At 63.2% G+C, this 26,456-nt stretch carries 23 protein-coding genes and 3 pseudogenes; 13 read left to right on the top strand and 13 right to left on the bottom strand.

What is annotated here, in order from left to right:
* Positions 1-87: 87 nt before the first annotated feature.
* A complete protein-coding gene (locus AC0L28_RS31155) occupies positions 88-315 on the bottom strand; it encodes a hypothetical protein (protein ID WP_473482182.1) in 228 nt (75 codons plus the stop codon).
* A 122-nt stretch (positions 316-437) separates the two neighbouring features.
* Between AC0L28_RS31155 and AC0L28_RS31150 the strand changes: the two are divergent.
* Positions 438-542, top strand: a pseudogene (locus AC0L28_RS31150) (RHE_PE00001 family protein); the annotation flags it as partial.
* Between the two features lie 109 nt (positions 543-651).
* Here AC0L28_RS31150 and AC0L28_RS31145 read toward each other — a convergent pair.
* Positions 652-1,773, bottom strand: a complete 1,122-nt coding sequence (locus AC0L28_RS31145; protein ID WP_473482180.1) for a tyrosine-type recombinase/integrase — start codon at positions 1,771-1,773, stop codon at positions 652-654.
* A gap of 127 nt (positions 1,774-1,900) precedes the next feature.
* On the opposite strand from AC0L28_RS31145, the gene AC0L28_RS31140 reads away from it, so the two are divergent.
* Both AC0L28_RS31140 and scpB read left to right on the top strand, forming a co-directional pair.
* A complete protein-coding gene (locus AC0L28_RS31140; protein WP_473482178.1) occupies positions 1,901-2,905 on the top strand; it encodes a DUF1403 family protein in 1,005 nt (334 codons plus the stop codon).
* Positions 2,906-2,908: 3 nt separating this feature from the next.
* Positions 2,909-3,634 carry an SMC-Scp complex subunit ScpB gene (gene scpB, locus AC0L28_RS31135; protein WP_473482176.1) on the top strand — a complete coding sequence of 242 codons (726 nt, stop codon included), beginning with the start codon at positions 2,909-2,911 and terminating at the stop codon, positions 3,632-3,634.
* Positions 3,635-3,699: 65 nt separating this feature from the next.
* Here the strand turns inward: scpB and AC0L28_RS31130 are convergent, their stop codons facing one another.
* The 5 genes from AC0L28_RS31130 to AC0L28_RS31110 form a co-directional block, all read right to left on the bottom strand.
* Positions 3,700-4,434: an ABC transporter ATP-binding protein gene (locus AC0L28_RS31130; RefSeq protein WP_473482174.1), complete on the bottom strand. Its 735-nt coding sequence runs from the start codon at positions 4,432-4,434 to the stop codon at positions 3,700-3,702.
* Positions 4,431-5,249 carry an ABC transporter ATP-binding protein gene (locus AC0L28_RS31125; protein WP_473482172.1) on the bottom strand — a complete coding sequence of 273 codons (819 nt, stop codon included), beginning with the start codon at positions 5,247-5,249 and terminating at the stop codon, positions 4,431-4,433. The genes AC0L28_RS31130 and AC0L28_RS31125 overlap by 4 nt, the downstream gene beginning before the upstream one ends.
* A gap of 2 nt (positions 5,250-5,251) precedes the next feature.
* Positions 5,252-6,562, bottom strand: coding sequence for a high-affinity branched-chain amino acid ABC transporter permease LivM (gene livM, locus AC0L28_RS31120; RefSeq protein WP_473482170.1), 1,311 nt, complete (start codon positions 6,560-6,562; stop codon positions 5,252-5,254).
* 18 nt (positions 6,563-6,580) lie between these two features.
* Positions 6,581-7,498, bottom strand: coding sequence for an ABC transporter permease subunit (locus AC0L28_RS31115; protein ID WP_473482168.1), 918 nt, complete (start codon positions 7,496-7,498; stop codon positions 6,581-6,583).
* 70 nt (positions 7,499-7,568) lie between these two features.
* Complete coding sequence (locus AC0L28_RS31110) at positions 7,569-8,690, bottom strand: branched-chain amino acid ABC transporter substrate-binding protein (protein WP_473482166.1); 1,122 nt, start codon at positions 8,688-8,690, stop codon at positions 7,569-7,571.
* 331 nt (positions 8,691-9,021) lie between these two features.
* Between AC0L28_RS31110 and AC0L28_RS31105 the strand changes: the two genes are divergently transcribed.
* From AC0L28_RS31105 to AC0L28_RS31080, 6 genes and pseudogenes are all read left to right on the top strand, one after another.
* Positions 9,022-11,106, top strand: a complete 2,085-nt coding sequence (locus AC0L28_RS31105) for a hydantoinase/oxoprolinase family protein (RefSeq protein ID WP_473482164.1) — start codon at positions 9,022-9,024, stop codon at positions 11,104-11,106.
* Between the two features lie 10 nt (positions 11,107-11,116).
* A complete protein-coding gene (locus AC0L28_RS31100; protein ID WP_473482162.1) occupies positions 11,117-12,784 on the top strand; it encodes a hydantoinase B/oxoprolinase family protein in 1,668 nt (555 codons plus the stop codon).
* Positions 12,781-13,992 (top strand): pyridoxal phosphate-dependent aminotransferase, encoded by a 1,212-nt coding sequence (locus tag AC0L28_RS31095; protein WP_473482160.1) that lies wholly within the window; start codon positions 12,781-12,783, stop codon positions 13,990-13,992. The genes AC0L28_RS31100 and AC0L28_RS31095 overlap by 4 nt, the downstream gene beginning before the upstream one ends.
* A 15-nt stretch (positions 13,993-14,007) precedes the next feature.
* Positions 14,008-14,823, top strand: a complete 816-nt coding sequence (locus AC0L28_RS31090; protein WP_473482158.1) for an NAD-dependent epimerase/dehydratase family protein — start codon at positions 14,008-14,010, stop codon at positions 14,821-14,823.
* 8 nt (positions 14,824-14,831) lie between these two features.
* Entirely contained in the window at positions 14,832-16,025 is a 1,194-nt protein-coding gene (locus AC0L28_RS31085; RefSeq protein WP_473482156.1) for an NAD(P)/FAD-dependent oxidoreductase, read from the top strand.
* A 20-nt stretch (positions 16,026-16,045) separates the two neighbouring features.
* A pseudogene (locus tag AC0L28_RS31080) lies at positions 16,046-17,721 on the top strand (thiamine pyrophosphate-binding protein).
* A gap of 41 nt (positions 17,722-17,762) precedes the next feature.
* Here AC0L28_RS31080 and AC0L28_RS31075 read toward each other — a convergent pair.
* A complete protein-coding gene (locus AC0L28_RS31075; RefSeq protein ID WP_473482153.1) occupies positions 17,763-18,494 on the bottom strand; it encodes a FadR/GntR family transcriptional regulator in 732 nt (243 codons plus the stop codon).
* A gap of 69 nt (positions 18,495-18,563) precedes the next feature.
* Positions 18,564-21,608 (bottom strand): D-2-hydroxyglutarate dehydrogenase YdiJ, encoded by a 3,045-nt coding sequence (gene ydiJ / locus AC0L28_RS31070; protein WP_473482150.1) that lies wholly within the window; start codon positions 21,606-21,608, stop codon positions 18,564-18,566.
* Positions 21,609-21,697: 89 nt separating this feature from the next.
* Between ydiJ and AC0L28_RS31065 the strand changes: the two genes are divergently transcribed.
* Positions 21,698-22,447: an SDR family NAD(P)-dependent oxidoreductase gene (locus tag AC0L28_RS31065; protein ID WP_473482147.1), complete on the top strand. Its 750-nt coding sequence runs from the start codon at positions 21,698-21,700 to the stop codon at positions 22,445-22,447.
* Complete coding sequence (locus tag AC0L28_RS31060; protein ID WP_473482144.1) at positions 22,440-23,186, top strand: SDR family oxidoreductase; 747 nt, start codon at positions 22,440-22,442, stop codon at positions 23,184-23,186. Before AC0L28_RS31065 ends, AC0L28_RS31060 begins: the two co-directional genes overlap by 8 nt.
* On the opposite strand, the gene AC0L28_RS31055 is transcribed toward AC0L28_RS31060, so the two are convergent.
* The 4 genes and pseudogenes from AC0L28_RS31055 to AC0L28_RS31040 all read right to left on the bottom strand — a co-directional run bounded on the left by AC0L28_RS31055 (position 23,170) and on the right by AC0L28_RS31040 (position 25,501).
* Positions 23,170-23,319: a hypothetical protein gene (locus tag AC0L28_RS31055; protein ID WP_473482142.1), complete on the bottom strand. Its 150-nt coding sequence runs from the start codon at positions 23,317-23,319 to the stop codon at positions 23,170-23,172. The genes AC0L28_RS31060 and AC0L28_RS31055 overlap by 17 nt on opposite strands.
* A gap of 178 nt (positions 23,320-23,497) precedes the next feature.
* Entirely contained in the window at positions 23,498-24,415 is a 918-nt protein-coding gene (locus tag AC0L28_RS31050) for an aminotransferase class IV (protein ID WP_473482141.1), read from the bottom strand.
* An 8-nt stretch (positions 24,416-24,423) separates the two neighbouring features.
* Positions 24,424-25,202: pseudogene (locus AC0L28_RS31045) on the bottom strand (amino acid ABC transporter ATP-binding protein).
* An 8-nt stretch (positions 25,203-25,210) separates the two neighbouring features.
* Entirely contained in the window at positions 25,211-25,501 is a 291-nt protein-coding gene (locus AC0L28_RS31040; RefSeq protein WP_473482139.1) for a hypothetical protein, read from the bottom strand.
* A gap of 38 nt (positions 25,502-25,539) precedes the next feature.
* Here AC0L28_RS31040 and AC0L28_RS31035 point away from each other — a divergent pair, with 38 nt between their 5' ends.
* Together AC0L28_RS31035 and AC0L28_RS31030 are read left to right on the top strand one after the other, a co-directional pair.
* Positions 25,540-25,809 (top strand): hypothetical protein, encoded by a 270-nt coding sequence (locus AC0L28_RS31035; protein ID WP_473482137.1) that lies wholly within the window; start codon positions 25,540-25,542, stop codon positions 25,807-25,809.
* Positions 25,799-26,311: a DUF1612 domain-containing protein gene (locus AC0L28_RS31030; protein WP_473482135.1), complete on the top strand. Its 513-nt coding sequence runs from the start codon at positions 25,799-25,801 to the stop codon at positions 26,309-26,311. Before AC0L28_RS31035 ends, AC0L28_RS31030 begins: the two co-directional genes overlap by 11 nt.
* The last annotated feature ends 145 nt before the right edge of the window (positions 26,312-26,456 follow it).

The following is a 26,456-nucleotide window of genomic DNA, read 5'->3' as shown; positions in this document are numbered from 1 at the left end:
TGTGAACGATGCCGCCGCCGACGCGGCCGCGCAGCCGGTAGACTGGACCTGCGAGCTGCTGCGCCTCGGCAGCGGAATCGCGAGAACTCAGGTCGGCTCGAAGAGATGGTCGACGCTGTTGGGGCGGTAGTCGGGATCGACTACGGGGCCGGCCAGGAGCTCGATCTCGCGGCCGAGAGAGATTTGTACGAAGTAGGCGACGCCCGGCCCGGTCGGCGCAAAGGCGAAGGCGAAGGCGCCGCGCGATTTGGCGAATTTTCCCCGTCCCGATTGTCGTCCGGGCTGGAGGGCGATTCTGGCTGATTTGCGCCGCAAAAACAATCACTATCGATAAGAGGTGATTATCGATAGCGACAATCGTGCGCGAGAAAATCTCCTGCAAGTCAGCCTTAAGTGCCGGATAGCTTGACTAACGCGAATCAGCCATCATGAAAACAATGGCTTACGACATCGGTCTTTTGTCCCTAAAAACCCTGATCGGGCCGGTTTCCCGCGCGACCGAGGCCTTGGCGCGGCTCGACGAGCGCCTGACCCGCTCGCCGGCGCCGATGTCGGTTTTACTTCCCGATTTCAATTGAAGCGCTAAGGTGAAAATCCTGCTCTCCGGGAGCACCGTGAGGTGGCTCCGACCGGGGGAGGGGAGGGGGCTTGTCAGAGCCCGGACGCCTTGGTGAGGTTGGTCCGGAATCGATCGCGCCGGCGCTGATATTTGCGGGTCATCTCCGCTGATGCATGGCCGAGCTGCTTCTGGACATAGCGCTCCTCGATCTCGGCCGACGAAGCGAGCCCGGATCGCAGCGAATGGCCGGCGAAGAGCAGGCCGCGATCTGCGTCCGGCAGATCAGACCGGATACCGGCGGCAAGCACCGTCTGCTTGACCAGGCGGGCGACATGCTTGTCGGAGAGCCGCTCGACGTCGACGGTCTTGTTGTCCTTGAAGATGCGGCGGAAGAGGGGGCCGCGTGCAATGCGGCCGTACTTGATCCAGGTCTCGAGCGCCACCACGGGGCAGGTGTGATCGCTGGAGCCGCGACCGACCTCGACCTCGCGCCAGCCCGTTTTGCCGCTCAGGGTCACCAGCACGCCCTTGTCCGGAAATATCTCGATCCAACCGGCGCCGTCACTGTGCTTCTCCCGGGCGACGTCGAGACCGACGATCTCGGAGCGGCGCAGTCCGCCGGCGAAGCCGAGCAGCAGGATCGCCCGGTCGCGCAGGCCCCTCAGATCGTGGCCGAGCGTGGCGATCATCGCGATAAGATCGTCGCCGAGCACGGCCTCCTTCACGCGCGGCGGCTTTGCGTGTTTGCGCCGGATACCGGCGAGCACGGTGGCGATGTGGCGATCGGACCGGTCCATGGAGAGGCCGCGCTGCGTAAAATTCCAGGAAAGGCCGGAGAGACGGCGCTCGATCGTCGAAACGGACAGAGCTGGGGCACCGAGCTTCGCGCCGCCGGCGGCGCAAGCGCTGATATAGAGCCCGATGACCTTGGAATCCGGGGGCAGGGGATCGAAGCCATTGCGCCGGCACCAGGAGGTGAAGTGCTTCCAATCCTTGGCGTAGGCGTCGCGCGTGTTCTCCGAGCTGGCGTTGTCGGCATAGTCCCTGGCGGTCTCGACCAGATCCTCGACGTGCGCCGGGACGCGGTGTGTGGGCTGGCCCATTTCCATGACGAGGTCGACGATGTCGGGCAGCTCGCCCTCGAGAGGGTCGCCGTCGAGCGGATGGGCGGCCGGGAGATCGCTTTTGGCGGGTTTGGATGGGGGATTTTCCATGATTTGCAAGCCTATCAGCACATGTCCGATAATGGAAGGTTACCGGACATAAAACGATGTCGACAGGCGGGGCGGATTTTGCCCAATTCGGTTGCCAAAAGCGCCGCGCTGATTCATGCTACTCGCGATGATTCTTCGCTCGAAACCCTCGCCGGGCCCTCGGGGGCCGCTGCCCGGCGCCACTGTGGCCGCGTCAGCAATCCCCATCCCGAGCTGGCTGCGTCGGGCAATCGAGACGTCGCAAATCCTTGAGGACACTGCGATTGCTTTTGGCGCCGCCATCGGCGCGCTCGATGCGGCGATCCGCCGGCAGGAGCGGTGGGCCGGCGCCTGGCGGCAGCGTCTGGCGCTTTCGGCGGCTGCGGTCACGGCACGGCAAGCGGGGCGCGTCGAGGATGAAAGCGCGCTGCGCGACGCCGTGCTGCTCACACGCCCGGGCGACGATGTCGGGCCGGGGGGCAGGGTACTGCTGGCTTGGCAACGTCTGGCAGCCGATCCCGCCGAGGAGTTGGTGTCCGCGGCGAGCATCGTGAAGGTTCTGGAGGAAATCGGTCACGCCCGCGACGACGAGGCGGTCAGCGATCTGGTGGACGATCTTCGGCAGCTTGCGGCGACCGAGGGCGCCGTTGGCATGCTGACCGGCGCGTTCAGGGCCGCCGAACGACATGGCTTCGGGCGTATCCTCGGAGCCTGGCTCGCCGACGCGCTGCTGGCGCAGCGGCTGGGCTGGACGCGCGCAATCCCTTTGCTGGGTACGGAGATGGTTGCGGGTATCGGCGCCAGTCGTTCGCGCCGATCGGCAACCGCTTCTCCGGCTGCGGGCTTCGAACCGGAATCTGACCGGACAAAAAGTCTGCTCGCCGCCCAGGCGCGCGCCGCACTGCGTGCCATCGACCTTTCCGCTGAGCTCGGGCGCAGGGCGGATAAGCTACTCGCCGCCGCCCCGAAACTCAGGGCCAAGGCGGCGGACACGGTCGTCGAAAAGCTGTTGTGCGAAGACGCGATCGTCGCCACGGAGAAGATCGCGGGCATCAGTGATCGTGGCCTGCGTCGCCTGTTCGATAGGCTGGTCGATCTCGGCGCCATCCGCGAACTGTCCGGCCGGCCGACCTTTCGCATCTACGGGCTTTAGGAAATGGCCGAAGCAGCACGCAGGCGAGGAGGGATCCGGTCAGATGACCGTCGATCAGGCGAACGGCGACCAGCTGACCAGCTGTTTGACCGGGAGCTGGATCATCTGCGGCCGGAAGTTCGCTGGCGCGAATGGATGCATCGCGTCGAGGCCACCGTCTTTGCCGCGAGCGAGCCGGTGACACGGAGTGTCCTCGCGCGGGTGGTTGGACGAGAGTGCAACCTCGACCTGCTCATCGCCGACATCCGCGAGGAACTGCGCGGTCGCCCCTATGACCTTGTCGCGGTCGCCGGCGGCTGGAAGCATCTGACGCGGCCGGCCTATGCCGATGCCATCCGTACGGCCGTCGGCGCCGACGAACGCGCGGTCGACCTCACGCAGTCCGAGTTGCTGGTCCTGATGACGATTGCGTATTTCCAGCCGATCACGCGCGCCGAGCTGTCATCCTTCTTCGGCAAGGAAATCAGCCGCGATCTGATCGGCAATCTGCGCAGCTTTGGCTTCGTCGCTTCCGGCCCGCGCGCGCCGCAGCCAGGCGCCCCCTATACCTATGTCACGACCCGAGAGTTCCTGTTGGAGTATGGGCTTGAAACCTTGCGCGATCTTCCTGACTTCGGGGCGCTCGAGGACTCCGGCCTTCTCTCGAAGGAGAAGCTGCTCGCGGGCGACATCATGCCAGGGTTTTCCAACGACGGCGACGGGGACTCTGGCATCGTCGGCGACGAATAAACAGGCGCGCGGTGCGCCGTTAATCCACTCACCGGCGATCAGGTTCTGTCCAGCACGTCCATTCCCTAGTGCACTCCGAGATAGGCCTTGCGGACACTTTCATCGTCGAGGAGCGCCGCGCTGTCGCCGGAAAGGTGGATCCTGCCGTTCACCATCACATAAGCGCGCTGCGACAGCCGAAGCGCATGATTGGCGTTCTGCTCGACGAGGAAGATGGTTTTGCCCATGGCGGCGATCTCGCCCAGCACCTCGAAGACGCGCTTGACGACGAGGGGTGCGAGACCGAGGGACGGTTCGTCGAATAGCATCAGCGTGGGCCTCGCCATCATCGCCCTGGCAATGGCGAGCATCTGCTGTTCGCCGCCGGACATCGTGCCTGCGGTCTGGTTGCGCCGCTCCTTCAGGCGCGGGAAAAGCTCGAACATCGAGGCCCGATCTTCCTCGAAATGATCCATTCCGATCGGCGTCGTCCCCATCATCAGGTTCTCCTCGACGGTCATGTCGGGATATATCTGACGGCCTTCAGGCACGAGAGCGATGCCCCGGTGGGCAATCCTGTTCGTCTGAAGGCGCGAGATGTCTTCGCCGCGATGAAGAATGCGCCCGGCGCTGGCCCGCGGCACGCCGAAGATCGTCGAAAGCAGTGTCGTCTTGCCGGCGCCGTTGGCGCCGATGAGGCTGACGACCTCGCCTTGCGAAACATGCAGATCGACGGCCTTGAGCGCCTCGACGGGACCGTAGTGGGCGTGGACGCCGGCGAATTCAAGAAGCGGCAGGGTCGCTTTCTCGGCTGTGCTCACGACGTCACCTCTTCCTCGCTGACGCCGAGGTAGGCCGCTATGACGGCGGGGTCGCCGGACACCTCGGCCGGCGTCCCGTCGGCGATGACGACGCCGTGGTCGAGGACCACGATATGTTCGGCGATGCGCATGACGAACCCCATATCATGCTCGATAACGAGAACGGTCAGCCCGAGCTCGTCGCGCAGCCGCTGGATCGCGTCGGACAGTTCGCGCGTCTCTGACGGGTTGAGCCCGGCGGCCGGTTCGTCCAGGCAAATCAGGCTCGGTTCGGTGCACATGGCGCGCGCGATCTCCAGCCGGCGCTGGCGGCCATAGGGCAGCTCGCCAGCGAGCCTGTTGGCATCGGCTGCGAGATTGACACGCTCCAGCCAGTAATATGCGCGGTCGACGGCCTCACGTTCCGCCTGCCGATAAGCTGGTGTTTTGAAGACACCGGCCACGATGTTGTTCCGGGTATTCAGGTGCTGGGCGACCAGAAGGTTCTCCACCACCGTCATTTCCTTGAACAGCCGAATATTCTGGAAGGTCCGAGCTATGCCGGCGCGCGTCACCAAGTGAGAGCCGCCGGTAACCGGACGTTTCAGCAGATCATTGACGTCCTGCATGGCCCCACTGTGGTTGAGGAGAATGCGGCCCTCGCTCGCGCGATAGAAGCCGGTGATGCAGTTAAAGATCGTGGTCTTGCCGGCGCCGTTTGGCCCGATCAAGGCGGTGATCGCGCCCTTTGCGACCGAGAAGCTGACGTCGCGGTTGGCAACGATGCCGCCGAACCGCATCGTGACGTTCTGGACCTCAAGCAGCGGAATAATCATCGTCACGCCTCCGTGCCATGCTCCAGGCCAACGGCTGGCACACCCTCCGTCCGGTTGGCCGAAGCCGACGGGAAGAACGCCGGGCGAGTGATCCGCACAAGGCCACGCGGCTTCCAGATCATCATGACGACCATGAGGATGCCGAACACCAGCACGCGGTACTCGGCGAAGTCGCGCAGCACTTCCGGCAGGATGGTCAGTACGAGCGCGGCGAGGATGACGCCGACAGTCGAGCCCAGTCCGCCAAGCACAACGATGGCCAGGATGAGCGCGGACTCGAAGAAGGTGAAGGAGGTCGGGTTCACGAAACCTGGGTGCACGGCGAAGAAGACGCCGGCGATGCCGCCCGTCGAAGCGCCGAGCATGAAGGCCGACAGCTTGATGAAGACGTGATTGACACCCAGTGAGCGGCAGGCGACCTCATCCTCGCGCAGGGCTTCCCAAAGCCGGCCGAGCGGCATGACCCGCAACCGTTCCACGATATAAATCACCCCGCAAACGACCAGGAACAGCACCAGGTAGATGAACCAGAACTTGTAATCGGCGCTGTAGGAGATGCCGAAATACTCATGCAACGGAACGCCACCCTGCCTTGCCGTGCGGGTGAACTCCAACCCGAGCATGGTCGGTGGCGGCGCCGCGGCGCCGTTCGGCCCGCCGGTGAAGTCGAGCCAGTTGGTCAGGACAAGGCGGATGATTTCGCCGAAGCCAAGTGTCACGATGGCGAGATAATCGCCGTGCATCTTGAGCACGGGAAAGGCGAGCACCATGCCGCAGAAGGCTGCAAGAAACGGAGCGATCAGAAGGGCCGTCCAGAAGCCGAAGCCCAGATACTGTGAGCCGAGCGCAAGCAGATATGCGCCCACCGCATAAAAGGCCACGAAGCCTAAGTCGAGAAGGCCGGCGAGCCCGACGACGATGTTGAGGCCGAGCCCTAGCAGGCAGTAGATCAGAGCGAGAATGGCGATGCCGAGAAAATACTTGTCGGCGAAGAAGGGAAACGCCAACCCCGCCAGGAAGAGGACGACGAGAAGCGGGGCTAAGCTTCTCTCCTTGCCCGTGGCGACTGCGACGCCCGAATTTTTGCTGGAAAGTCTCTTGCCGGCCGTTTCGCCGAGCCGTGTCATGCCGAGGGCGGAAATCGCCACACGGCCGAGCGTAACGACGGCAGCGAGGGTGAACGCCCTGCCCAATTCGTTCTTGAAGCCGAACCCATCGAGCACGAGGCCGGAGATCGGGACGAACAGGATCATGTCGACGACGAAGGTCAGCGCCGCTTCCTTGGCGAGGGGAAGTATACGTTCCGTGTGCATGGTGCGCCTCCGTTGCCGTCAGACCTTCTGCACGTCTGGCCTGCCGAGCAGGCCATACGGGCGGAAGAACAGCAGCGTGATAAGCAGGCCGAACGCGAACACGTCCTTGTAGTCGGTGCTGCCATAGCCCGCGAACAGGGCCTCCGTGAGACCGAGCAGGATGCCACCAAGAACGGCGCCCGGCAGCGAGCCGATGCCGCCAAGGACAGCTGCCGTGAAGGCCTTGATACCCATCACGAAGCCGATAAAGAAGTTGAACGAGCCGTAGTTGAAGGTGACGAGCACGCCGCCGACGGCTGCCGTCGCGGCGCCGATAACGAAGACGGTGGAGATCGTGCGGTCGGTGTTTACACCCAGCACCGCGGAGATGTGGCGGTTTTGCTGGGTGGCCCGGCACTCGCGGCCGATGCGCGTGTGGTTGATGAGATAGGTCAGAAGCGCCACGGCGACGAGCGAGGCGATGAGGATCACCGTCTGCATATAGGTGATCTGCACGAAGTGAGCGCCATCTCCAAAACGGAAGGCACCCTGGATCAGCAGCGGAACGCCCTGGTCGCGCGCGCCCTGCGCCACCTGCACATAGCTCTGTAGCATCAGCGAAATGCCGATGGCCGAGATCAAGGGCGCAAGCTTCGTTGACCCGCGCAACGGCCGATAGGCGACACGCTCGATCGTCCAGCCGTAAACGCCCGTGACGGCGCAGGTGATGATCAGAATCGAGATGAGTGCGAATGGAACGGACTGGACACCGAAGAAGTGGAGCACCGCAAGCGTGATAGCTGCAATATAGGCTGACACCATGTAGACGTCGCCATGGGCGAAATTGATCATGCGGATGACGCCGTAGACCATGGTGTAGCCGACGGCGATCAGCCCATAGATGGTGCCCAGCGTGATGCCATTCACCAATTGCTGCGCCAGGATGTAGAAGTCCACTGCGGCCCCCTTTGTTCATGGGCATGCAGGAGCCGGCCGAACAAAGCCCGACCGGCAGGGTTCAATTCCGTCAGTTTGCGCGGGCCGGATCGCCCTTGTCGTCGAAGGTATAGAAGACGAACTTGAAGTCCTTGACGTCGCCTTTCTCATTCCAGGCGAGGTCGCCAACAGCCGACTTGACCGAGTTGGACTGCAGCCATTTGAGCTGGTCGTCGATGCTGCCGTTCTTGGTTCCCTGCAGCGCCGCGACGATGGCCTGGGCGCTGGCGAAACCGAAGAGCGTGTAGTTGTCGAGAGGCACGTTGGCCTTCTTCAGCGCATCCTGTGCTTCGGCGGCAGCCGGGTCTTCCTTTGGGTCTGCTGCGGACGAGTAGTAGACGTTCTTGAGGTTCTGCGCGCCGCCGGCGGCGGTGACAATTTCCTTTTGGGCGAGTGCGTCACCGCTAACGAATTTCACATCGAGGCCCTGCTCGTGGATTTGGCGGATGAGCGGGCCTGCCTCCGGGATGAGGCCGCCGAAGTAGACTGCCTGCGCGCCGGAGCTCTTGATCTTGGTGACAAGCGCGTTGAAGTCGCGCTCACCACGGGTGAGGCCTTCATACAGCACCGGCTCGACGCCCTTTTCGGCAAGTGCCCGCTTGAGCGCATCGACCAGGCCCTGACCATAGGTATCCTTGTCATGGATCAGCGCGATCTTGTCGAGCTTTAGCGTGTCGAGAATGTACGAGCCGGCGACCACCGCCTGCTGGTCGTCGCGGCCGCAGGTGCGGAACATCGTTTCGAGGCCGCGGTCAGTGACGATCGGGTTTGTGGATGCAGGCGTGATCGTCAATATGCCGGCGTCGTTGTAGATTTCCGACGCAGGGATGGTGCTGGACGAGCAGAAATGGCCGACCACCGCCTGGACCTTGTCCTGATCCACGAGGCGGTTGGCGACCGCCACCGCCTGCTTGGGCTCACATGCGTCGTCGCCCTTCACGAGCTCGATCTGCCTGCCGTCGATGCCGCCGGACGTGTTCACTTCATTGACGTAGGTGGAGACACCCGTCCAAATCTGTTCGCCGAAGGTGGCGTTGGCCCCTGTCATCGGACCCGCAACCCCGATCTTGATGGCGTCGGCCGCCAAGGCCTGTGCCGCGAACATGGAGGACGCTACCGCGGCGGCAGCGAGATATTTGCGTAAGCGATTCATTTGAACCTTCCCTCTGTTAGGAGACAACCTTGTTGGATCCGTTTTGGGTGCGGGTTCGGCCCGCACTCCGAATATCTCTCCTTTTCGGGTCGGCCGTTTTCGGCCTGATCCTCCGCCCTTGGAGCTTCTCTCCGCTTGGTCGGATCGCGAGGAACGTTGCCCCTTTTAAGTTGACACATATATGATAAGTGCTATATCGCAAGAACGTCAAGCGGAATTATTTCGCTCCGCGCTAGATAAGAAAAAGCAATAGATGTCAGTGCCTTGGAGCATCGCGCAGGCTGGGGTTGAGCGAGGACCGCTTGCTCTCCAAGGCATTTAGGAGATGAGAATGTCGGTACCCGCGGGAGGAAATTGTCGTGTCGGCGTGGACATTGGCGGAACTTTCACCGACATCGCGCTCGATCTCGATGGAGCGCTGCATTCCACCAAGATACTGACCGACTACGCAGCGCCAGAGCGCGCGATCCTGAAAGGCGTGCAGGTGGTGGCGGAGATGGCTGGCATCGAGCTGTCGCAGATCGATATCCTCATCCACGGCACCACGCTCGCCACGAACGCGTTGATCGAACGGCGCGGGGCCAGGACGGCGTTCGTCACCACCGAAGGTTTTCGCGATGTGCTGGAAATGCGCACCGAAAACCGCTTCGAGCAGTACGACCTGAATATTGCTCTTCCGCCCGCGCTGATCGAACGCGCGGACCGCTTCGTCGTGCGCGAGCGAATGGATGCCTCCGGCAAGGTGCTGCTGCCGCTCGACGACGCATCCGTCGATGTTGTGGCCGAACGCATCGCAGCGGGCGGCTATGAAAGCGCGGCGATCGGCTTCATCCATGCCTATGCCAACGGCGGCCATGAAAGGCGGGTGAGGGACGCGCTGCTAAAGCGGTTGCCGGCGCTTTCCGTCTCGATCTCTTCGGAGGTCTCGCCGCAAATGCGGGAGTTCGAGCGCTTCAACACCGTATGCGCCAACGCCTACGTGAAGCCGGCGATTAAATCCTATCTCGACCGCCTCGTCGTCTCCCTCAAGGAGATCGGCGTCGGCTGTCCGGTTTTCATGATCCATTCCGGCGGCGGAATCGTCTCGGTTGAAAGCGCCTCGGAGTTTCCGGTGCGGCTGGTGGAATCCGGCCCTGCGGGCGGCGCGATTTTCGCCGCCGATATCGCCCGCCATCACGGCCTCGACGCGGTGCTTTCCTACGACATGGGCGGCACGACGGCGAAAATCTGCCTGATCGAGAAGCAAGTTCCCAATACCGCGAAGACCTTCGAGGTCGCGCGCACCTATCGCTTTCGCAAGGGCTCAGGCATGCCGATCTCCATTCCGGTGGTGGAGATGGTCGAGATCGGCGCCGGCGGCGGCTCCATCGCCGGGGTCGACGGCATGCGCCAGATTCGCGTTGGTCCACACAGCGCCGGCTCCGAGCCGGGGCCGGCTTGCTATCAGCGCGGCGGCGCGCATCCGACAGTGACCGATGCCGACCTGATGCTCGGCAAGCTCGATCCGGACAATTTCGCCGGCGGGGCGATCACACTGTCCGCCGAGGCGAGTCGCAAGGCAATGCGCGTCGACATCGGCGCCGTGATCGGGCTCGATGCGGAAGCGGCCGCCTACGGCACCTGCGAGATGGTGGACGAGAACATGGCCAATGCCGGCCGGGTCCACGCCGTGGAGAACGGCAAGGACATCTCCGATTTCACTATGATCACCTTCGGCGGTGCCGGCCCGCTACATGCCGCCCGGCTCTGCGAGAAGATGGGTATTTCCAGCTTTCTGGTGCCGCCTGGTGCCGGCGTCGGCTCTGCCATCGGCTTCCTCAGGGCGCCCTTCGGTTATGAAGCGGTCCGCAGTTCGGTATTCCGTCTGTCGCAATTCGATGCGTCGGCGGCGAACCGCCTGATGGAGGCGATGGAGGCCGAGGCCGCAGGGTTCGTCGCCGGGGGGATCGATGACCGCGAACCTGTGATCAAACGTAGCGTGTTCATGCGCTATGTCGGACAGGGATGGGACATTCCAGTCGCCCTGCCGCTTGCCCGCTTCGACGCCGACAGCGCCGCCCGCATAGGCGCACTGTTCGGAGAGGAATATGAGCGCTTCTTCGGTCGCGCCATCGAAGGTCTTGACGTCGAGATCGTCAGCTGGTCGGTCAAGGTCAGCTCACCGCTTCCACCTGTCGCCCGTGTCGAGCCAGTTTCCGAGGGCTCCGTTGTCGCCCCGACGAAGACCCGGCGCCTGTTCGAGGCCGCGCAGAGGGCCTATCTCGAGGCCGGCATTCACGACCGCTCGGCGCTCAACCCCGGCGATGTCGTCAAAGGGCCCGCCGTTATCGTCGAGCGCGAGACCTCGACGGTGCTCACTGCCTCCTTCAGGGCCGTCATCCAGAACGACGGCTGTATCCTGGCCACCCGCACATGAGGACCGGAACATGAACCAGTCCATGATCGACATCCACATGCAGGTGATGTGGAACCGGCTGATCTCGGTGGTCGAGGAGCAGGCGCAAACGCTGATCCGTACCGCTTTCTCCACCTCAGTCCGGGAGGCGGGCGATTTGTCCGCCGGCGTCTTCGACCTTGAAGGCCGCATGCTCGCCCAGGCAGTCACCGGCACGCCAGGCCACGTTAACGCCATGGCCGAATCGGTCGCCCACTTCATCCGCGACATCGGCCCCGAGAACATCTTCGAGGGCGACGTCTACATCACCAACGATCCCTGGAAGGGCACCGGCCACCTGCACGACATCACCGTCGTGACACCCTCCTTCCATCACGGCAGGTTGGTCGGCCACTTCGCATCAACGGCCCATGTGGTCGATGTCGGCGGGCGCGGCTTCGGGCCGGACGCACGCGAGGTCTATGAGGAAGGCCTGTTCATCCCGATCATGAAGTTCTTCGAGCGCGGGGAGCTCAACCGGACCCTCGTCCACATCGTCCGCAACAATGTACGCGAGAGCGACAAGGTGGTGGGCGATTTCCATGCGCTCGCAGCTTGCAACGAAACTGGCCACCGCCGCCTCACCGACATGCTGACGGAATTCAACCTTGCGGATCTCTCACAAATCGGCGGCTTCATCCTGAAACACAGCCGCGAGGCGACGCTGGAGCGGTTGCGTGCGCTGCCGCATGGAAGCTGGTCCTATGGCCTCGACCTCGACGGCTATGACGAACCGGTTCACCTGCAGGCGAAATTGACAATCGGCCCCGATGGAGTGCTGGTCGATCTCGACGGCACCTCGGGTATGAGCAAATTCGGCATCAACGTGCCGCTCGTCTATGCCAAGGCCTATGCCTGCTACGGCATCAAATGCGTCGTGGCGCCTGAAATTCCGAACAATGCTGCCTCGCTGGCGCCGTTCGACATCGTCGCGCCGGAAGGTTGTATCCTCAATGCCAAGCGCCCGGCGCCAGTGGCCGTGCGCCACGTGCTTGGCCATTTCGTGCCGGATCTCGTGCTCGGCGCATTGCATCAGGCGCTGCCCGGCAGGGCGCCAGCCGAAGGCGCGAGCGCGCTCTGGAACCTGCACATGAGTGTGCGGCCGCTATCGGATGAGATCGGTGGTTCCGGCGCAGAGATCCTGATGTTCAACTCCGGCGGTTCCGGCGCGCGCCCCACGCTCGACGGGCTGAACGCCACGGCGTTTCCGAGCGGCGTCCACACCATGCCGATCGAGGCGACCGAGAATGTCGGCCCCATTATCGTCTGGCGCAAAGAACTGCGAGAGGGTTCGGGTGGCGCCGGCGAGTATCGCGGCGGCCTCGGCCAGACCATCGAGATCGCGGCGGCCGACGGCTACGGTTTCCGTTTTTCGGCCATGTTCGACCGCCTCAACCATCCGGCCCGGGGTCGCGACGGCGGCAAGGACGGTGCGCCGGGATCGGTATCGCTCGACGACGGAACGGTCCTGCGCGGCAAGGGCCTGCAATTCGTGCCGCCGGCGCGTCGTCTGGTGCTCCAGCTTCCGGGCGGCGGCGGCTTCGGTGATCCCGCGAAGCGTCCGGCGGCCGCGCTCGAGCACGACCTCAAGCACGGCTACCTCACCGGCGAACAGGTCGAAATCCACGGCAAGGCCAGCATACGGAAGCCAAAAGGATGAACATGATCGCTTTTGAGAGCAAGCGGGCCGCGACGATCCAATCGTCGCCCTCAATGGCGGTGTCCATGACAGCCAAGGCGATGCGCGCCAAGGGGGAAAGCGTCGTCGACCTGTCGCTCGGCGAGCCGGATTTCGATACGCCTGCCCATGTGGTTCAGGCCGCCATCGACGCAATGCGGCGCGGCGTGACACGCTATACCGGACCGGACGGGCTTCCAGAGCTGCGCGAGGCGATCGTTGCCAAGTTCAAGCGCGAGAACGGGCTGGACTATGCGATCGACGAGATCTCCATCGGCAACGGCGCCAAGCAGATCTTGTTCAACGCTTTCCTCGGCACGCTGGAGCCTGGCGACGAGGTGATCGTCCCGGCACCCTATTGGGTGTCTTACACCGACATCATCATCCTGCATGGCGGCGTGCCGAAAATCGTTTCCTGCGGCGTCGAGGATGCCTTCAAGATCGCGCCGGAACGGTTGGAGGCTGCCATCACGCCGAAGACGCGGTGGTTCCTGTTCAACTCGCCGTCTAATCCAACCGGGGCGATCTACAGCGCCGAGGAACTGAGGGCGCTCGGCGCGGTTCTGACGCGGCATCCGCGCGTTGCCATCATGTCGGACGAGATCTACGAGCATATTGTATGCGGCGAAGTACCGTTCGCCTCGTTCGCGGCAGCCTGCCCCGACTTGCGCGAGCGAACGCTAATTGTCAACGGCGTCTCCAAGGCTTACGCCATGACCGGCTGGCGGCTGGGTTATGCCGCCGGGCCAAAAAGCCTGACCAAGGTGCTGAACAAGCTCCAGTCGCAGAGCACGACTTGCCCGTCGTCGATCACTCAGGCCGCCGCCGTTGCGGCGCTCAATGGCCCACAGGACTTCGTCAGCAAGGCTGTCGAGGAATACAAGGTGCGCGGCGCGCTGGTGACGAAGAGTTTCGGAGCCATCCCGGGCTTGGAAGTGCGGGCGCCTGACGGAGCCTTCTACCTGTTCCCTAAATGCGAACCCCACATAGGCAAGACCACTCCCGACGGAACGACGATTGCCAATGACGCGGAACTGGCATCCTACCTCCTGAAAGCGGGCAAGGTCGCAACGGTGCCGGGGGCAGCGTTCGGCATCGAACCCTACATCCGCCTGTCCTTTGCGACGTCGAGCGACAATCTGACCGCCGCCGCCGAACGTGTCGCCGATGCGCTGGCGCGGCTCCGATAACGGAAAGAAGAGCCCATGACGGATTTTCAACGAACCCTGCTCACCGGCGCCGCGGGTGCGCTCGGAACGGAGCTCAGGAAATCGGGAACGCAGCTCGGCAAGGTCGTGCGCCTTTCCTCGCTCGGACCTTGCGAAAACCTCGCCCCGCACGAGGAAGACGCGCCAGCGGATCTTTCGGATTTCGAGGCCGTGTCGGCGGCTGTGAAGGGATGCGACGCCATCGTTCACATGGGCGGGCAGGGCCTGGAAGCGCCGTGGAAGGCCATCCTCAACAACAACATCATCGGCACCTACAACGTCTATGAGGCGGCGCGGCGCCATGGCGTGAAGCGCATCGTCTATGCCAGCTCGGTGCATGCCATCGGCTATTATGAGCGCACGGAAACAATCGACGCCAATGTGCCGACGCGGCCGGACAGCCTCTATGGCGTGTCCAAGACCTTCGTGGAGAATCTCGGGCGATTTTATTTCGACAAGTTCGGCATCGAAACCATCTGCCTGCGCATCGGTTCGTCTTATCCGGAGCCGGCAGATCGCCGCCATCTGATAACATGGCTTTCCTATCGCGACTGCCGCCAACTGGTCGAAAGGAGCCTGTCAGCTCCGCGGGTCGGCTTCATGATCGCTTACGGCATGTCGAACAACAGTGAGTCCTTCTGGGACAATCGCACGGCCAGCATCCTCGGCTACAAGCCGCAGGACAGCGCGGACGATTATCGCGAGAAAGTAATCGGCAGTACTCCCCAGGGCGATCCGAACGATCCCGCGATCCGTTTTCAGGGCGGCTTCTTCTGTGCCCTCGGCCATCCCGACGACGACGAGCAGAAGTGAGCGCTGTCATGCAGGCATCCAAGGCATCCTACGATGTCGTGATCGTCGGCGGCGCCGTGGTCGGCAGCGCGACGGCCTATTTCCTGGCGACGAATCCGGATTTCAAGGGCTCGGTGCTGGTGGTCGAGAAAGACTGGACCTTCCAGCGCTCAGCGACCGCGCTGTCCTCGAGCTCGATCCGCCATCAGTTCTCCAACGCGATCAACGTCCAGGTCTCGCAATTCGGGACGCAGTTCATCCGCAGTTTCAAGGAGAACGTCGCGGTCGACGACGACACTCCGGAAATCGGCTTCCACGAGAACGGCTACCTGTTCCTTGCCGAGGACGAGCGGGGCAGCGAGGTGTTACGTCGCAACCATGCAACGCAGGCGGCGTGCGGGGCGGAGGTGACGTTGTTCGACGTCGACACGCTCGGCCGCCGCTTCCCCTGGCTCAACCTCGACGGTCTGTCACTCGGGAGCTACGGCGAGCGCGGCGAAGGCTGGTTCGACAGTTCGGCGCTGATGCAGGGCTTTCGCAGAAAGGCCCGCGCCCTTGGCGTCGAATATATCGAGGACGAAGTCGTGGCGGTGAACCGTGCCGGCGACTGCATCGTCTCGGTAACCACGAAAAGCGGCCAGACGATCGGCTGCGGCACGCTCGTGAACACGTCCGGCACCAACGGCAAGAAGGTCGCCCGCATGGCCGGCCTCGACATTCCCGTCGAGCCGCGCCGGCGTTCGCTCTTCGTGGTCGACTGCCGTACGCCGCTCGAAGGAAAGGTGGGGCTTACCATCGACCCGACCGGCGTGTTCTTCCGCCCCGAGGGCAAATTCTACCTGATGGGCACCTATCCCAAGCACGACCCGGAAGTGGATCCTAACGATTTCGCGGTCATGCACGACGAGTTCGAGGACGAAATCTGGCCGATCCTCGCCAACCGGGTGCCCGCCTTCGAGGCGATCAAGGTCGTGAATGCCTGGGCCGGGCACTATGACTACTGCACGCTCGACCACAACGTCATCCTCGGCCCACATACCGAGGTGGGGAACTTCCTCTTCGCCAACGGTTTTTCCGGCCATGGACTGCAGCAGGCGCCGGCCATGGGCCGGGGCCTGAGCGAACTCATCACTTATGGCGGGTTCCGGACCCTCGATCTTTCGCCATTCGGCTTCGAACGCGTGGTCGCTAATCGGCCTTTCCTCGAAGACGCGGTCATCTAACTCAAACACGGGTCAAGACGATGAAACCTGAGTGTGGAAGCCGCAGCGGCGGACAGGTACTGATCGATCAGTTGCGCATCCACGGTGTAGAGCGCGCGTTCTGCGTGCCCGGCGAAAGCTATCTCGATGTGCTCGACGCGCTGCACGATGCCGCCGATGCCATCGAACTCATCGTGTGCCGGCAGGAAGGCGGGGCGGCGTACATGGCCGAAGCCTATGGCAAGCTGACCGGCAAGCCCGGCATCTGCTTCGTAACGCGCGGCCCGGGTGCGACCAACGCCTCGGTAGGCGTGCATACCGCCTTCCAGGATTCCACGCCGATGATCCTGTTCGTCGGCCAAGTGGCGCGCGACCAGATGGAGCGCGAGGCTTTCCAGGAAATGGACTACCGCCGCATGTACGGTCAGATGGCGAAATGGGTGGTCGAGATCGAGGACGCGGCGCGCATTCCCGAATTGATCAGCCAGGCGTTTCATCGCGCCGTCAACGGCCGACCCGGTCCCGTGGTCGTGGCGCTGCCTGAAGACATGCTCACCGATCAGGTGACGGTCGATGACGTGCCGGCCTACAAGCGCGTCGAAGCCTACGCGGGCGAGCCGCAGCTTGAGGAACTGATGTCGGTGCTTGCCAAGGCGGAGCGGCCGATGCTTGTCGCCGGAGGAGGCGGCTGGACCGCCCAAGCGGTCGCGGACCTCAAGGCCTTCTCGGAAGCCTTCTGCCTGCCCGTCGCGGCCTCGTTCCGCTGCCAGGACCTGTTCGACAACACTCACCCGAACTACGCAGGCGACCTCGGCCTCGCCGCCGGGCCGAAGCTGATCCAGCGAATGAAGGACAGCGATGTCCTCATCTCCATCGGCGCGCGGCTCGGCGAAATGACGACCGGCGGCTACACGCTGATCGACATTCCGGTGCCGAAGCAGACCTTCATTCATGTCCATCCCGGTGCCGAGGAACTTGGACGCGTCTACCACGCGGCTCTGCCCGTCAACGCCAGCGTCGCCGGGTTCCTGTCCCAGGCGCGTCGTCTGAAACCAGCGACCCCTCCCGTCCGGAAGGCATGGACCGAGGCAGCTCACGCCGACTATCTCGACAACCTGAGGCACCCGAAAATTCCCGGTCCGGTGCAGATGGGCGAGATCATGGAATGGCTGCGTGGCCATCTCGCGCCCGACGCGATCCTGACGACGGGTGCGGGCAACTATTCCGCTTGGGCGCACCGGTTCTATCAGTACCGCACATTCCGCACGCAGCTCGGCCCAACCAATGTTACGGCGTGCCCGCGGCGATCGCCGCCAAGCTCACCGCACCGGGGCGTGAAGTCGTGGCCTTCGCCGGCGACGGCTGCTTCCTGATGAACGGTCAGGAACTGGCGACCGCCATGCACTACGATGCGCGCGTGATCTTCCTCGTCATCAACAACGGCATGTACGGCACGATCCGCATGCACCAGGAGCGCAACTATCCCGGCCGCGTTTCGGGCACGCGGCTAACCAACCCGGATTTTGCGGCGCTGGCCCGCTCCTACGGACTGCATGGCGAAACGGTGGAAAAGACGGAAGACTTCGCCGAGGCATTCAAGTGTTGTGAGGCGTCCAGAAAGCCGGCACTCATCGAGATCCGGATCGATCCGGAGGCGCTGACGCCGAAGATGAGCCTGACGCAGATCCGCGAGCAGGCGATCGCACAAGGTAGGTAGCCGCAGCCGGAGGCGCCGGCAAAAGGCCGGCACCGACCTCCTCAATCCCCCGACATCGCGCTCGCCGGCTCGTCGAGCATGGCGCGATAGCGGTTCAGGCTCTCTTCCAGATGGGCCACGAGCGCGTTCCTGGCCGCTTTGGCATCGCCTTGTGTTATGGAGGCGAGGATGGCCGAGTGTTCGCGATTGATCTTCTTCAGATAAGCTTGATGCGCGCGGGCCGACTGGCGGTGCTTCAGCACAAGGTCGAAATTGATCTCGGCGAAGACGGCTTCGAGGAAATGCTGAAAGTGCGGATTGCGCGTCGCCTTGGCAATGGCAAGATGGAAGTCGAAATCGGCCCGCGCCTCGACCTCAACATCGTCCGTTTCCAACCTGTCCAGATGATCGTAGGCTCTGGCGATCTCAGCCAGGGCCTCCGGAGTTCGCCGCGCCGCGGCCAGCGCCACGGACTGCATCTCGACCCCCAGCCTCAGTTCCAGGATCTGCATGGCCGAGCGGATATCGTCGATGCGGCTGATCTCGAAATGGAGTGTCTTGGCGTCCTTTTCGGTGACGTAGACGCCGGCCCCCTGGCGTGCCGTGACGCGGCCGCCGATCTTGAGCGAGGTCAGGGCTTCACGGATCACTGTGCGGCTGACACCGAATTCCTCGCAAAGCTGGGCACTCGACGGTATCTTCTCGCCGGGCGTATATAGACCCGAATCGATGCGCGAGGTGAGTTGCGCCGCGACGATTTCTGCGAGGTTGCCGCGTTGCGCTATGATTGCCAAAGCCAATCCTCCAAGCGTCGATTTCGGTACGCGCCAATCTAGCACATATCACATATCATGCTAGCTAGATCAGCCACCTTTGCTGTCGGTGATCCTGGCGTTGATGACCTGGATTGGATGAGGAATCGAGCGCCCGCTGATCTGCTTGGCCTGCGATCTGCAGGAGTAGCCGGTTGCCATCAGCACCTCATTTTGCCCAGCCGTGGCGAGCTCAGCGGCCCAGCTCATGGTATAGATCGTCTCCGAAAGCGCGCGGTTGCGCACCTCGTGCCCGAAGGTGCCGGCCATACCGCAGCAACCGATCTCGGCCAATGTGAGGCGGATGCCGAGCTTGCCGAAAACCGCGGACCACTGGCCTTGCGCTGATGGTACGTTGGTGCGCTCCGTACAATGTGCCATCAGCTTGAAGACGCTATCGTCTGCGACATCTTGTGCCGGCTCCAGCCGGTCCAGATTGGCGGCCAACCATTCTTGAGGCAGTAACACCCTTGCGCGGGTCCGTGTGGAGGGGGCAGTTGCATATTCGCTGCGGTAGGTCAGCGTCATCGAAGGATCGATGCCGACCAGCGTGACACCGGTGTCGGCCAGGTCGTCCAGATGGCGGGCCGTCTTGGCTGCAATTTTTTCGAACGCGCCCAGATAGCCATGGACGTGGAGTGCCTTGCCGTTGTGCCAGGCGGCCAACAGCAGCGGCGCGAATCCCATTCTCCTTGCCAGATCGACCGTGTCGAGCACGACCTGCGGATCGAAATGCGAGGTGAACGCATCCGCCACGAAGACCACCGTGCGGGCGCGCTCTTCCGGGGGCAGCCGCAGCAGGTGCTCCTGTGTCGCGACGCCGATGCCTCTCCGCGCCAGTTCACGTGCGAGCGAGACGGGCGGCATGACCGGCAGCGCCGTCAGGCCCACGAGCCGCATGATCGCCCCGCCGGCGGCGGAGCCGACGAAGGCGTTGTAGAGGGGCTTTAGCCGCGCCATCCACGGCAGCGTCGTCTCGATCGCCGCCACGATCGGGTCCTTCAGCGGCCGCAGATAGCGCCCATAATACAGCTCAAGGAATTTCGCGCGGAAGGCCGGCACGCTTACCTTGACGGGGCACTGGCCTGAGCAGGCCTTGCAGGCCAGGCACGTGTCCATGGCCGCGCGCACCTCGTGGGAGAAGTCACGGCGATTGGCAGGGTTCACGGAATTCCAGGTCCGGGCGACAATCCGGGCAAGCGGGTTCGTACGCCGCAGAAGTTGCGCCTCGGCGCGAGGATCCAGGCCTTGCAAGGCAAGCAGGCGCAACCATTCGCGCATTAGTGAGGCGCGGCCCTTAGGCGAGAAACGCCGGTCGCGCGTACCCTTGTAGGAGGGACACATCACGCTCTTCTCGTCAAAATCGAAGCAGGCACCGTTGCCGTTGCAATAGGCGGCGTTGTCGAATGCCGCGCGAATTTCATTGCCGATGACGCTGTCGAAGTCGCCACGCAGCGGGACCTCGTCGATCTTGAGAAGCGGGCTCGTGCCAGGCGCGGCGATCTTGCCGGGATTGAGCTGGTTACGAGGGTCGAAGACACGCTTGATCTCCTGTAGGCTGGGATAAAGATCGCCGAAGAATTCGGGTACGTATTCGGAACGCGCGCCTTTGCCATGCTCTCCCCACAACACCCCGCCATATTTGCGCGCCAGCGCCACCACCCTGTCGCTGATACGCCGCACGAGCTGAACATGATCATCCCGCGTGAGGTCGAGCGCCGGACGCACGTGCAGCACGCCAGCATCGACATGACCGAACATGCCGTAGTCGACGCCCTCGCCGTCCAGGATTGAACGAAACTCGCGGATATAGGCGGCGAGATTTTCCGGTGGCACCGCGGTATCCTCGACAAAGGCGACCGGCCGCACCGGTCCCTCGACATTGCCGAGCAGGCCGACCGCCCGTTTGCGCATCGTCCAGATCGCCTCGATCTCGTTTCTTTCGCGCGTCACCGTGTAGCCGCCGCGGCCGAGCTGAAAGCTGGCACCCAGCCGGGACACGATCTCGGAAAGCTTGCGAGAGAGTTCGGTTGGGTCGTCAGCTAACACCTCGACGATATTGATGCCATTCGCGGGGCCGGAAGCGTCGTCGGGAAAGAAGTGTGCAATCTCCGCCCAGGCCGCGTCGCCCTTGGCAAGGCGCAGCACCTTTTCGTCCACCGTCTCCACCGAAGCCACCCTCAGCGCGATGAGGTTGCGGGCGTCTTCCAGCGCGGTGTTGAAATTGTCGTAGCGAATGTTGATGAGAGCCGAGCAGGCCGGAATCGGCAGCAGGTTCAGTTCCGCCTCAGCGATCATCGCCAGCGTTCCCTCAGAGCCGCACAGCGTGGCGTTGAGATCGAAGCGGCCGTCCGCGCGCCTGAGGTGCGCGAGATCGTAGCCCGTCATGAAGCGGTTCAGCTTCGGGAAGGTTTCGGCGATCAACAGCCTCCTCTCGCGTTCGATCCGGTCGAGAACCCGGTGGATTTCTCCTATCCGGTCGCTGCGGCGCTGCACGTTCTCCAGTTCCGCCCTCTTGAGCGGCCGCGACCACCAGTCGGTGCCGTCCGTCAGAACCACCCGCAGGCCGAGCACGTGGTTGCTGGTCTTGCCGTAGATGCAGGAACCCTGGCCGCTCGCGTCGGTCGAGATCATGCCGCCGATCGTCGCCCGATTCGAGGTCGACAATTCCGGAGCGAAGAACAGTCCGTACGGCTCCAGCGCCCGGTTGAGCTGGTCCTTGACGACGCCACATTCGACTCGGGCGACGCGACGGATCGGATCGATGTCGAGTATCCGGTTCATATGTCGGGAGCAGTCGACGACGATTCCGGCTGTCAGCGACTGGCCGTTGGTGCCGGTGCCACCGCCGCGAACCGAGATGGCGGCGTGCGCAAATTCCGGCCGGCTCAGCAAGCCGGCAACGACTTTCAGGTCGTCCGTTCCGCGAGGAAACACAATACCCGCCGGCTGAACCTGATAGATCGAGTTGTCTGTTGAGAACACCGTCCGGCTGTCGCTTCTCGTTTCAGTTTCGCCACGGAAGCCCGTTTCCACCAAGCGCTCGAAGAAAGCGTTTTCGGGCCGTCGGCGTGCTTGAGAGAGGCGAGGTATCATGCGCTGCTCGGATATCGCTTGAGATTTGAGAAGTTAGCATATAAGTGATATCATACCAATAATCGCATTACCGAAAGCCCGGAGATGGTATGAAGGACCAGACTGTTGTGATCGTCGGTGGCGCTTCCGGCCTTGGGCTCGCGACAGCCAGACTGATGATCGAGCATGGCGTCGGCAAGCTAGGGCTGGTCGACAGGAATGGTGATTTGCTGGCCAAGGCTGCCGAAGACCTCGCCGGGCAGGGCGCCGACGTCGCCACCGCATGCGCCGACATTTCGAGGGCCGAGACCGGCCATACCGGATTCAACGAGATCGCGGGCAAGCTCGGCCGTGTCCATGCGCTGGTCAACAGCGCGGCGATCTATCCGCGCAAGCCGATCCTCGACATCACCGACGATGAATGGGACCTCGAGAACGCCGTCAACATCAAGGGCACCTACCATATGATGGTCGCGGCAGTCAGGCATATGCGCCAATATGTGAGTCCACCTGAGGTGACCGGGCGCATCGTCAACGTCACCTCGGTCGACGCCTTCAAAGCGCATCCGCAAAACGCCCATTACGCGGCCACCAAGGCGGCTGTCGTCAGTCTGACCAAATCCTTCGCCGAAGAATGCGCAAACGATCAAATCCTCGTCAATTCCGTCGCGCCAGCCGGCTTCGCGACTGATAGGGCGAAGGAACTCGGATTCCTGTCGGAACTGGCCAGGGCGAGTGCCCTCGGCCGAGCCGCTGAGCCGAAGGAAATGGCCGAATGGATCGTCATGATGGCAAGCCACCGCAACACTTACGCGACCGGCGAGAACGTCGTCGTCAGCGGAGGCTACATTTATGTCTGAGAACTCACCCTACCGCACCGCGCTCGTCACGGGCGCGACCAGCGGGATCGGCCGGTCCATAGTTCTGCGCTTGAGGGAACGTGGCCTTGTCGTTCATGCGGTCGGGCGCAACGAAAGTCAGTTGAGCGAACTCGCCAGCCTCAGCGGCGCGGTTCCGGTCATCGCGGACGTCCGCGACACCTGGGCAATCGTCAATGCCTTGGGCGGCGTCGAAGTCGATATCCTCGTCAACAACGCAGGCATTCTCTCCAGTCGCGCGGCTTTTCACGAAATCGATCCCGCTGAGATCGACGCCATGATCGACGTCAATCTGAAAGCCCCGATGCACCTGACCCGAGCCTTCCTGCCTGGGATGGTGACGCGCAAGCGCGGCCACCTTGTCTTCATCGGCTCAAGCGGTGGCCAGGCGCCATATCCTTCCATGGCTGCCTACGGCCCCTCCAAGGCGGGCCTAAGCCTGTTTTGCGACAATCTGCGCTGCGACTTGCTCGGTACGTCGGTTCGTATCAGCGAAATCGTGCCGGGCCGTGTCCAGACACAACTCTACCGGACGTCTATACCGGACCATCAGGCGGCGGCCCTTCTTTACGACGACTACCGCCCGATACAGCCGGAACACATCGCGCAGATCGTCAGCGACGTGATCGATCTCCCGGTCTTCGTGGACGTGGCGCGCGTCGAGGTTTTCCCTACCGACCAGGCGACCGGCGGCGGCACGATGGTCAAGCATCGGCAATAGCGGTCGGCAGCGAACCCAAGAAGCAGTGATGCCTCCGAAGTTGCCGCACATAGCCGAAACGGTCGATGGCGAAGATCCAGTACCAACCCTCGTGCCGCACGAGCATCGCGTTGCGATTCTGAACGATGTTCATGCCCGGCCACTCCGCCCGGTGGACACCCCGGCGCGTCTGCTTCGTTTCGCAGTCCTGTCCACCGAGATCTAAAGCCGACGAAGCCACGGTCGAAGGCATCCAGCGCAACGTTCGCCTCTTGGTCGCCGCCGGCGACACGGTCTTCGAGCTGTGCTTCGCAGAGCACGAACTTCGGTCGTCAGTCCAGGCGGTTCGCGTCGGCGTGCTCCCAGTAGATTCGGGAAATCTCGCGCGTCAAAGGCCCTGGCTTGCCGTCACCGATCATATGCCCGTCGACGTGTGCAACCGGCGTGACCCCGCCCAGAGTGCCGGTGACGAAGGCTTCGTCGGCCGAGTAGGCCTGGACGAGCGTGAAATCCTTCTCGAAAGACGGCCCGCAATGTTCGCCGAAAAGCCGGACGATGTGGGAACGCGTGATGCCGTTGAAGCTGTAAAGCCCGCGCGACGTCCACAGTTCGCCCTTGCGCACGATGAAGAAATTCGTGGAGTTGCAGCTTGCGACGAACCCTTGCGGGTCGAGCATCAACGCCTCGTCAGCGCCGGCCGCGATCGCCTGGACCAGCGCCTGGATGAGATTGAGACGGCTGTGCGAATTGAGCCGCAAGTCGAACGCGTCGGGCGACGAGCAGCGGAAGGTCGATGTGAACAGTTTCAGCCCCGCTTCCGCGAACTGGCCGCGCGGCCGCTTGATCTCCGCCACGATGACCACGGTCGCTCCCCCCAGCGTGAAGCGCGGATCCTGGTTCGGAGTGGACTTGCGGCCGCGCGTGATCATCAGACGGATGTGCGTGTCGGTGGTGAAGCCGTTCTTCACGCAGGTCTCCATTAGCGCTCGCGTGACCTCCTCGCGCGTCATGCCGATCTCGAGGCTGATGGCGCGTGCACCCTCGAAGAGCCGATCGAGATGCGCGTTGAGCGAAAGCAGCTTTCCGTTAACGAGCCGCAACCCTTCCCACACGCCGTCACCGAGCACGAAACCGGCATCGAAGACCGACACCACGGCGTTTTCGCGGTGGACGAACTCTCCGTTCACATAGATCAGTGCGTTGTCGTTGCGGACGTCGCCGTCGTAGCTTTGTGCACTTGTGTAACCCATCATGGCCCTCACAGTGAAAATTCCGAGGAGCGGTCAATGAACGCTCTTGTCCGGGCGTGCTTCGGCGCCCGGAAGATTTCCTCGGCCGTCCCTTCCTCGTGAACCACGCCGTCGGCCAGAAAAAGCACGCGCGTGGCGAAGCGGTAGGCGAAGCCGAGCTCGTGCGTGACGAGCAGCATCGTGCGCCCTTCTTCGGCAAGGCCGAGGATGGTGCGCAGCACCTCGCCCACAAGTTCCGGGTCGAGCGAGGATGTCGGCTCGTCGAACAACATCACCTCCGGCTGCATGGCAAGGGCCCGCGCAATGGCCACCCGCTGCTGCTGACCGCCCGAGAGCGGCGGGGATAGACTTCGATCTTGTCGGTCAGCCCGACGCGGTCGATCTCACCGATTGCGCGTTCGCGCGCCTCGGATTTCGGCATGCGGTCGACGGTGACCAGCCCTTCCATGACGTTTTGCAGAACCGTCATGTGCGGGAAGAGGTTGAACTGCTGGAACACCATGCCGACGCGTCGGCGCACGGCGCAGAGATCGCGTTCCGGATAGTCGACCTGTCCGTTGGCGCGCGGCCGCCCGACACGCTCGCCCGTTAGTTCCACTGTTCCCAGGGTCGGCAATTCCATGAAGTTGAGGCATCGCAGCAGCGTCGATTTGCCCGAACCACTTCCGCCGATGATGGCCAGGCGCTCACCTGGCATCACTGTCAAGTCGATGCCCTTGAGCACGTCGAGCTTGCCGAAGGATTTGTGCAGCCCGGTGCATTTGAGTGCGGCCACGGCTTGGGTCATCGCTCGCCTCAAGATGCACGCGCCATGCGTCGCTCAAGAACAAGCGAGGCAAGGCTGAGCGGATAGATGATGAGGAAGTAGATGACGCCGACCGCCGTGAGGATCTCCAGCGGACGGTAGAAGGTCGAGGAAAGCAGCCTACCCTCGTACATCAATTCATGCACGCTGAGCACGGAGGCGAGCGAGGTCACCTTGGCGACCTCGACGGCCCGATTGGTGAAGGCGGGAAGCATGCGCTGGACGACCTGCGGCAGGATCACGCGGCGCATGACGGCGGCGCGGCTCATGCCGATCGCCATCGCGCCCTCGTTCGACCAAAGTGTTGGAAGACGGAGCGATGCCGGCGGCTGGAAAGCCGGCCTCGGGGATCGGCCGGCAGCCGCAAAACGGCCTCGTCTACGATCTCGACTGGGACGAGGACGCTGGCCGCGGCGGCTCAGCGGCGCCAGCGGAGGGTGGCCGGGAAGGGGAGCGGGCTTTTGGCCCGGATCTGGAGGCCGGCGAACTGGGCGAGGCGGACGAGTCGGATCCGCTGGCGGAAGAATTTGCGGCGATCGACGCGGTGCTCGAGCGCACGCCTGGCCGAGTGGCAGGGCGTGCTCGCTGACACCCGGGAACTGCCCACGGTCCTGCGCGCCGCGATCCTGCTCGAGGCTTGGTCCGAGATCGATGTGCTGCAGCATGCTGCTTGGCTGGGGCATCTGCTCGTGGCCGCGCTGCTGCGGCAGGAAGGGCTCGCCGCGGGTCATCTCGCCTCACTGCATCTCGGTGCCAAAAACATTCCGCGGGAGCGCAGGCGAGCACGGTTGCGGAGCGACCGCCTGTTGGCGTTTGTCGATGCCATCCAGGAAGCCGCGCTGGCTGGATTGAAGGAGCACGATAGACTCGTGCTCGCGAAAAGCCAGATGGAGCGGCGGTTGCGTGAACGCCGCGCCAACTCAAAGTTGTCCGACCTGGTCGAGCTCGTGCTCTCCCGGCCGATCGTCTCCACAGGCATGATCCAGGACCGGCTAAAAGTCTCGAAGCAGGGCGCACTCAACCTTGTCGGCGAGCTCAGCTTGCGCGAAATGACGGGGAGGGGAAGGTTTCGAGGATGGGGGTTGATTTGAGACTAGAGGCGGCAAGGTCGATGCCTTGGTCACACGCGAGGGACGAGAGGCGTAACTGACTGATAAGGCAAGATTATCATTCGTTATAAACTGTCGACAAGCGCGGCGGTTTTAACCGAAAGGGATTGCGGAAAGCGCCGCGCTG

Source organism: Mesorhizobium sp. WSM4847 (genome assembly GCF_055811335.1).
Note: the sequence above shows the minus strand (reverse complement) of the source record. Positions and strands in the feature narration are given on the sequence as shown.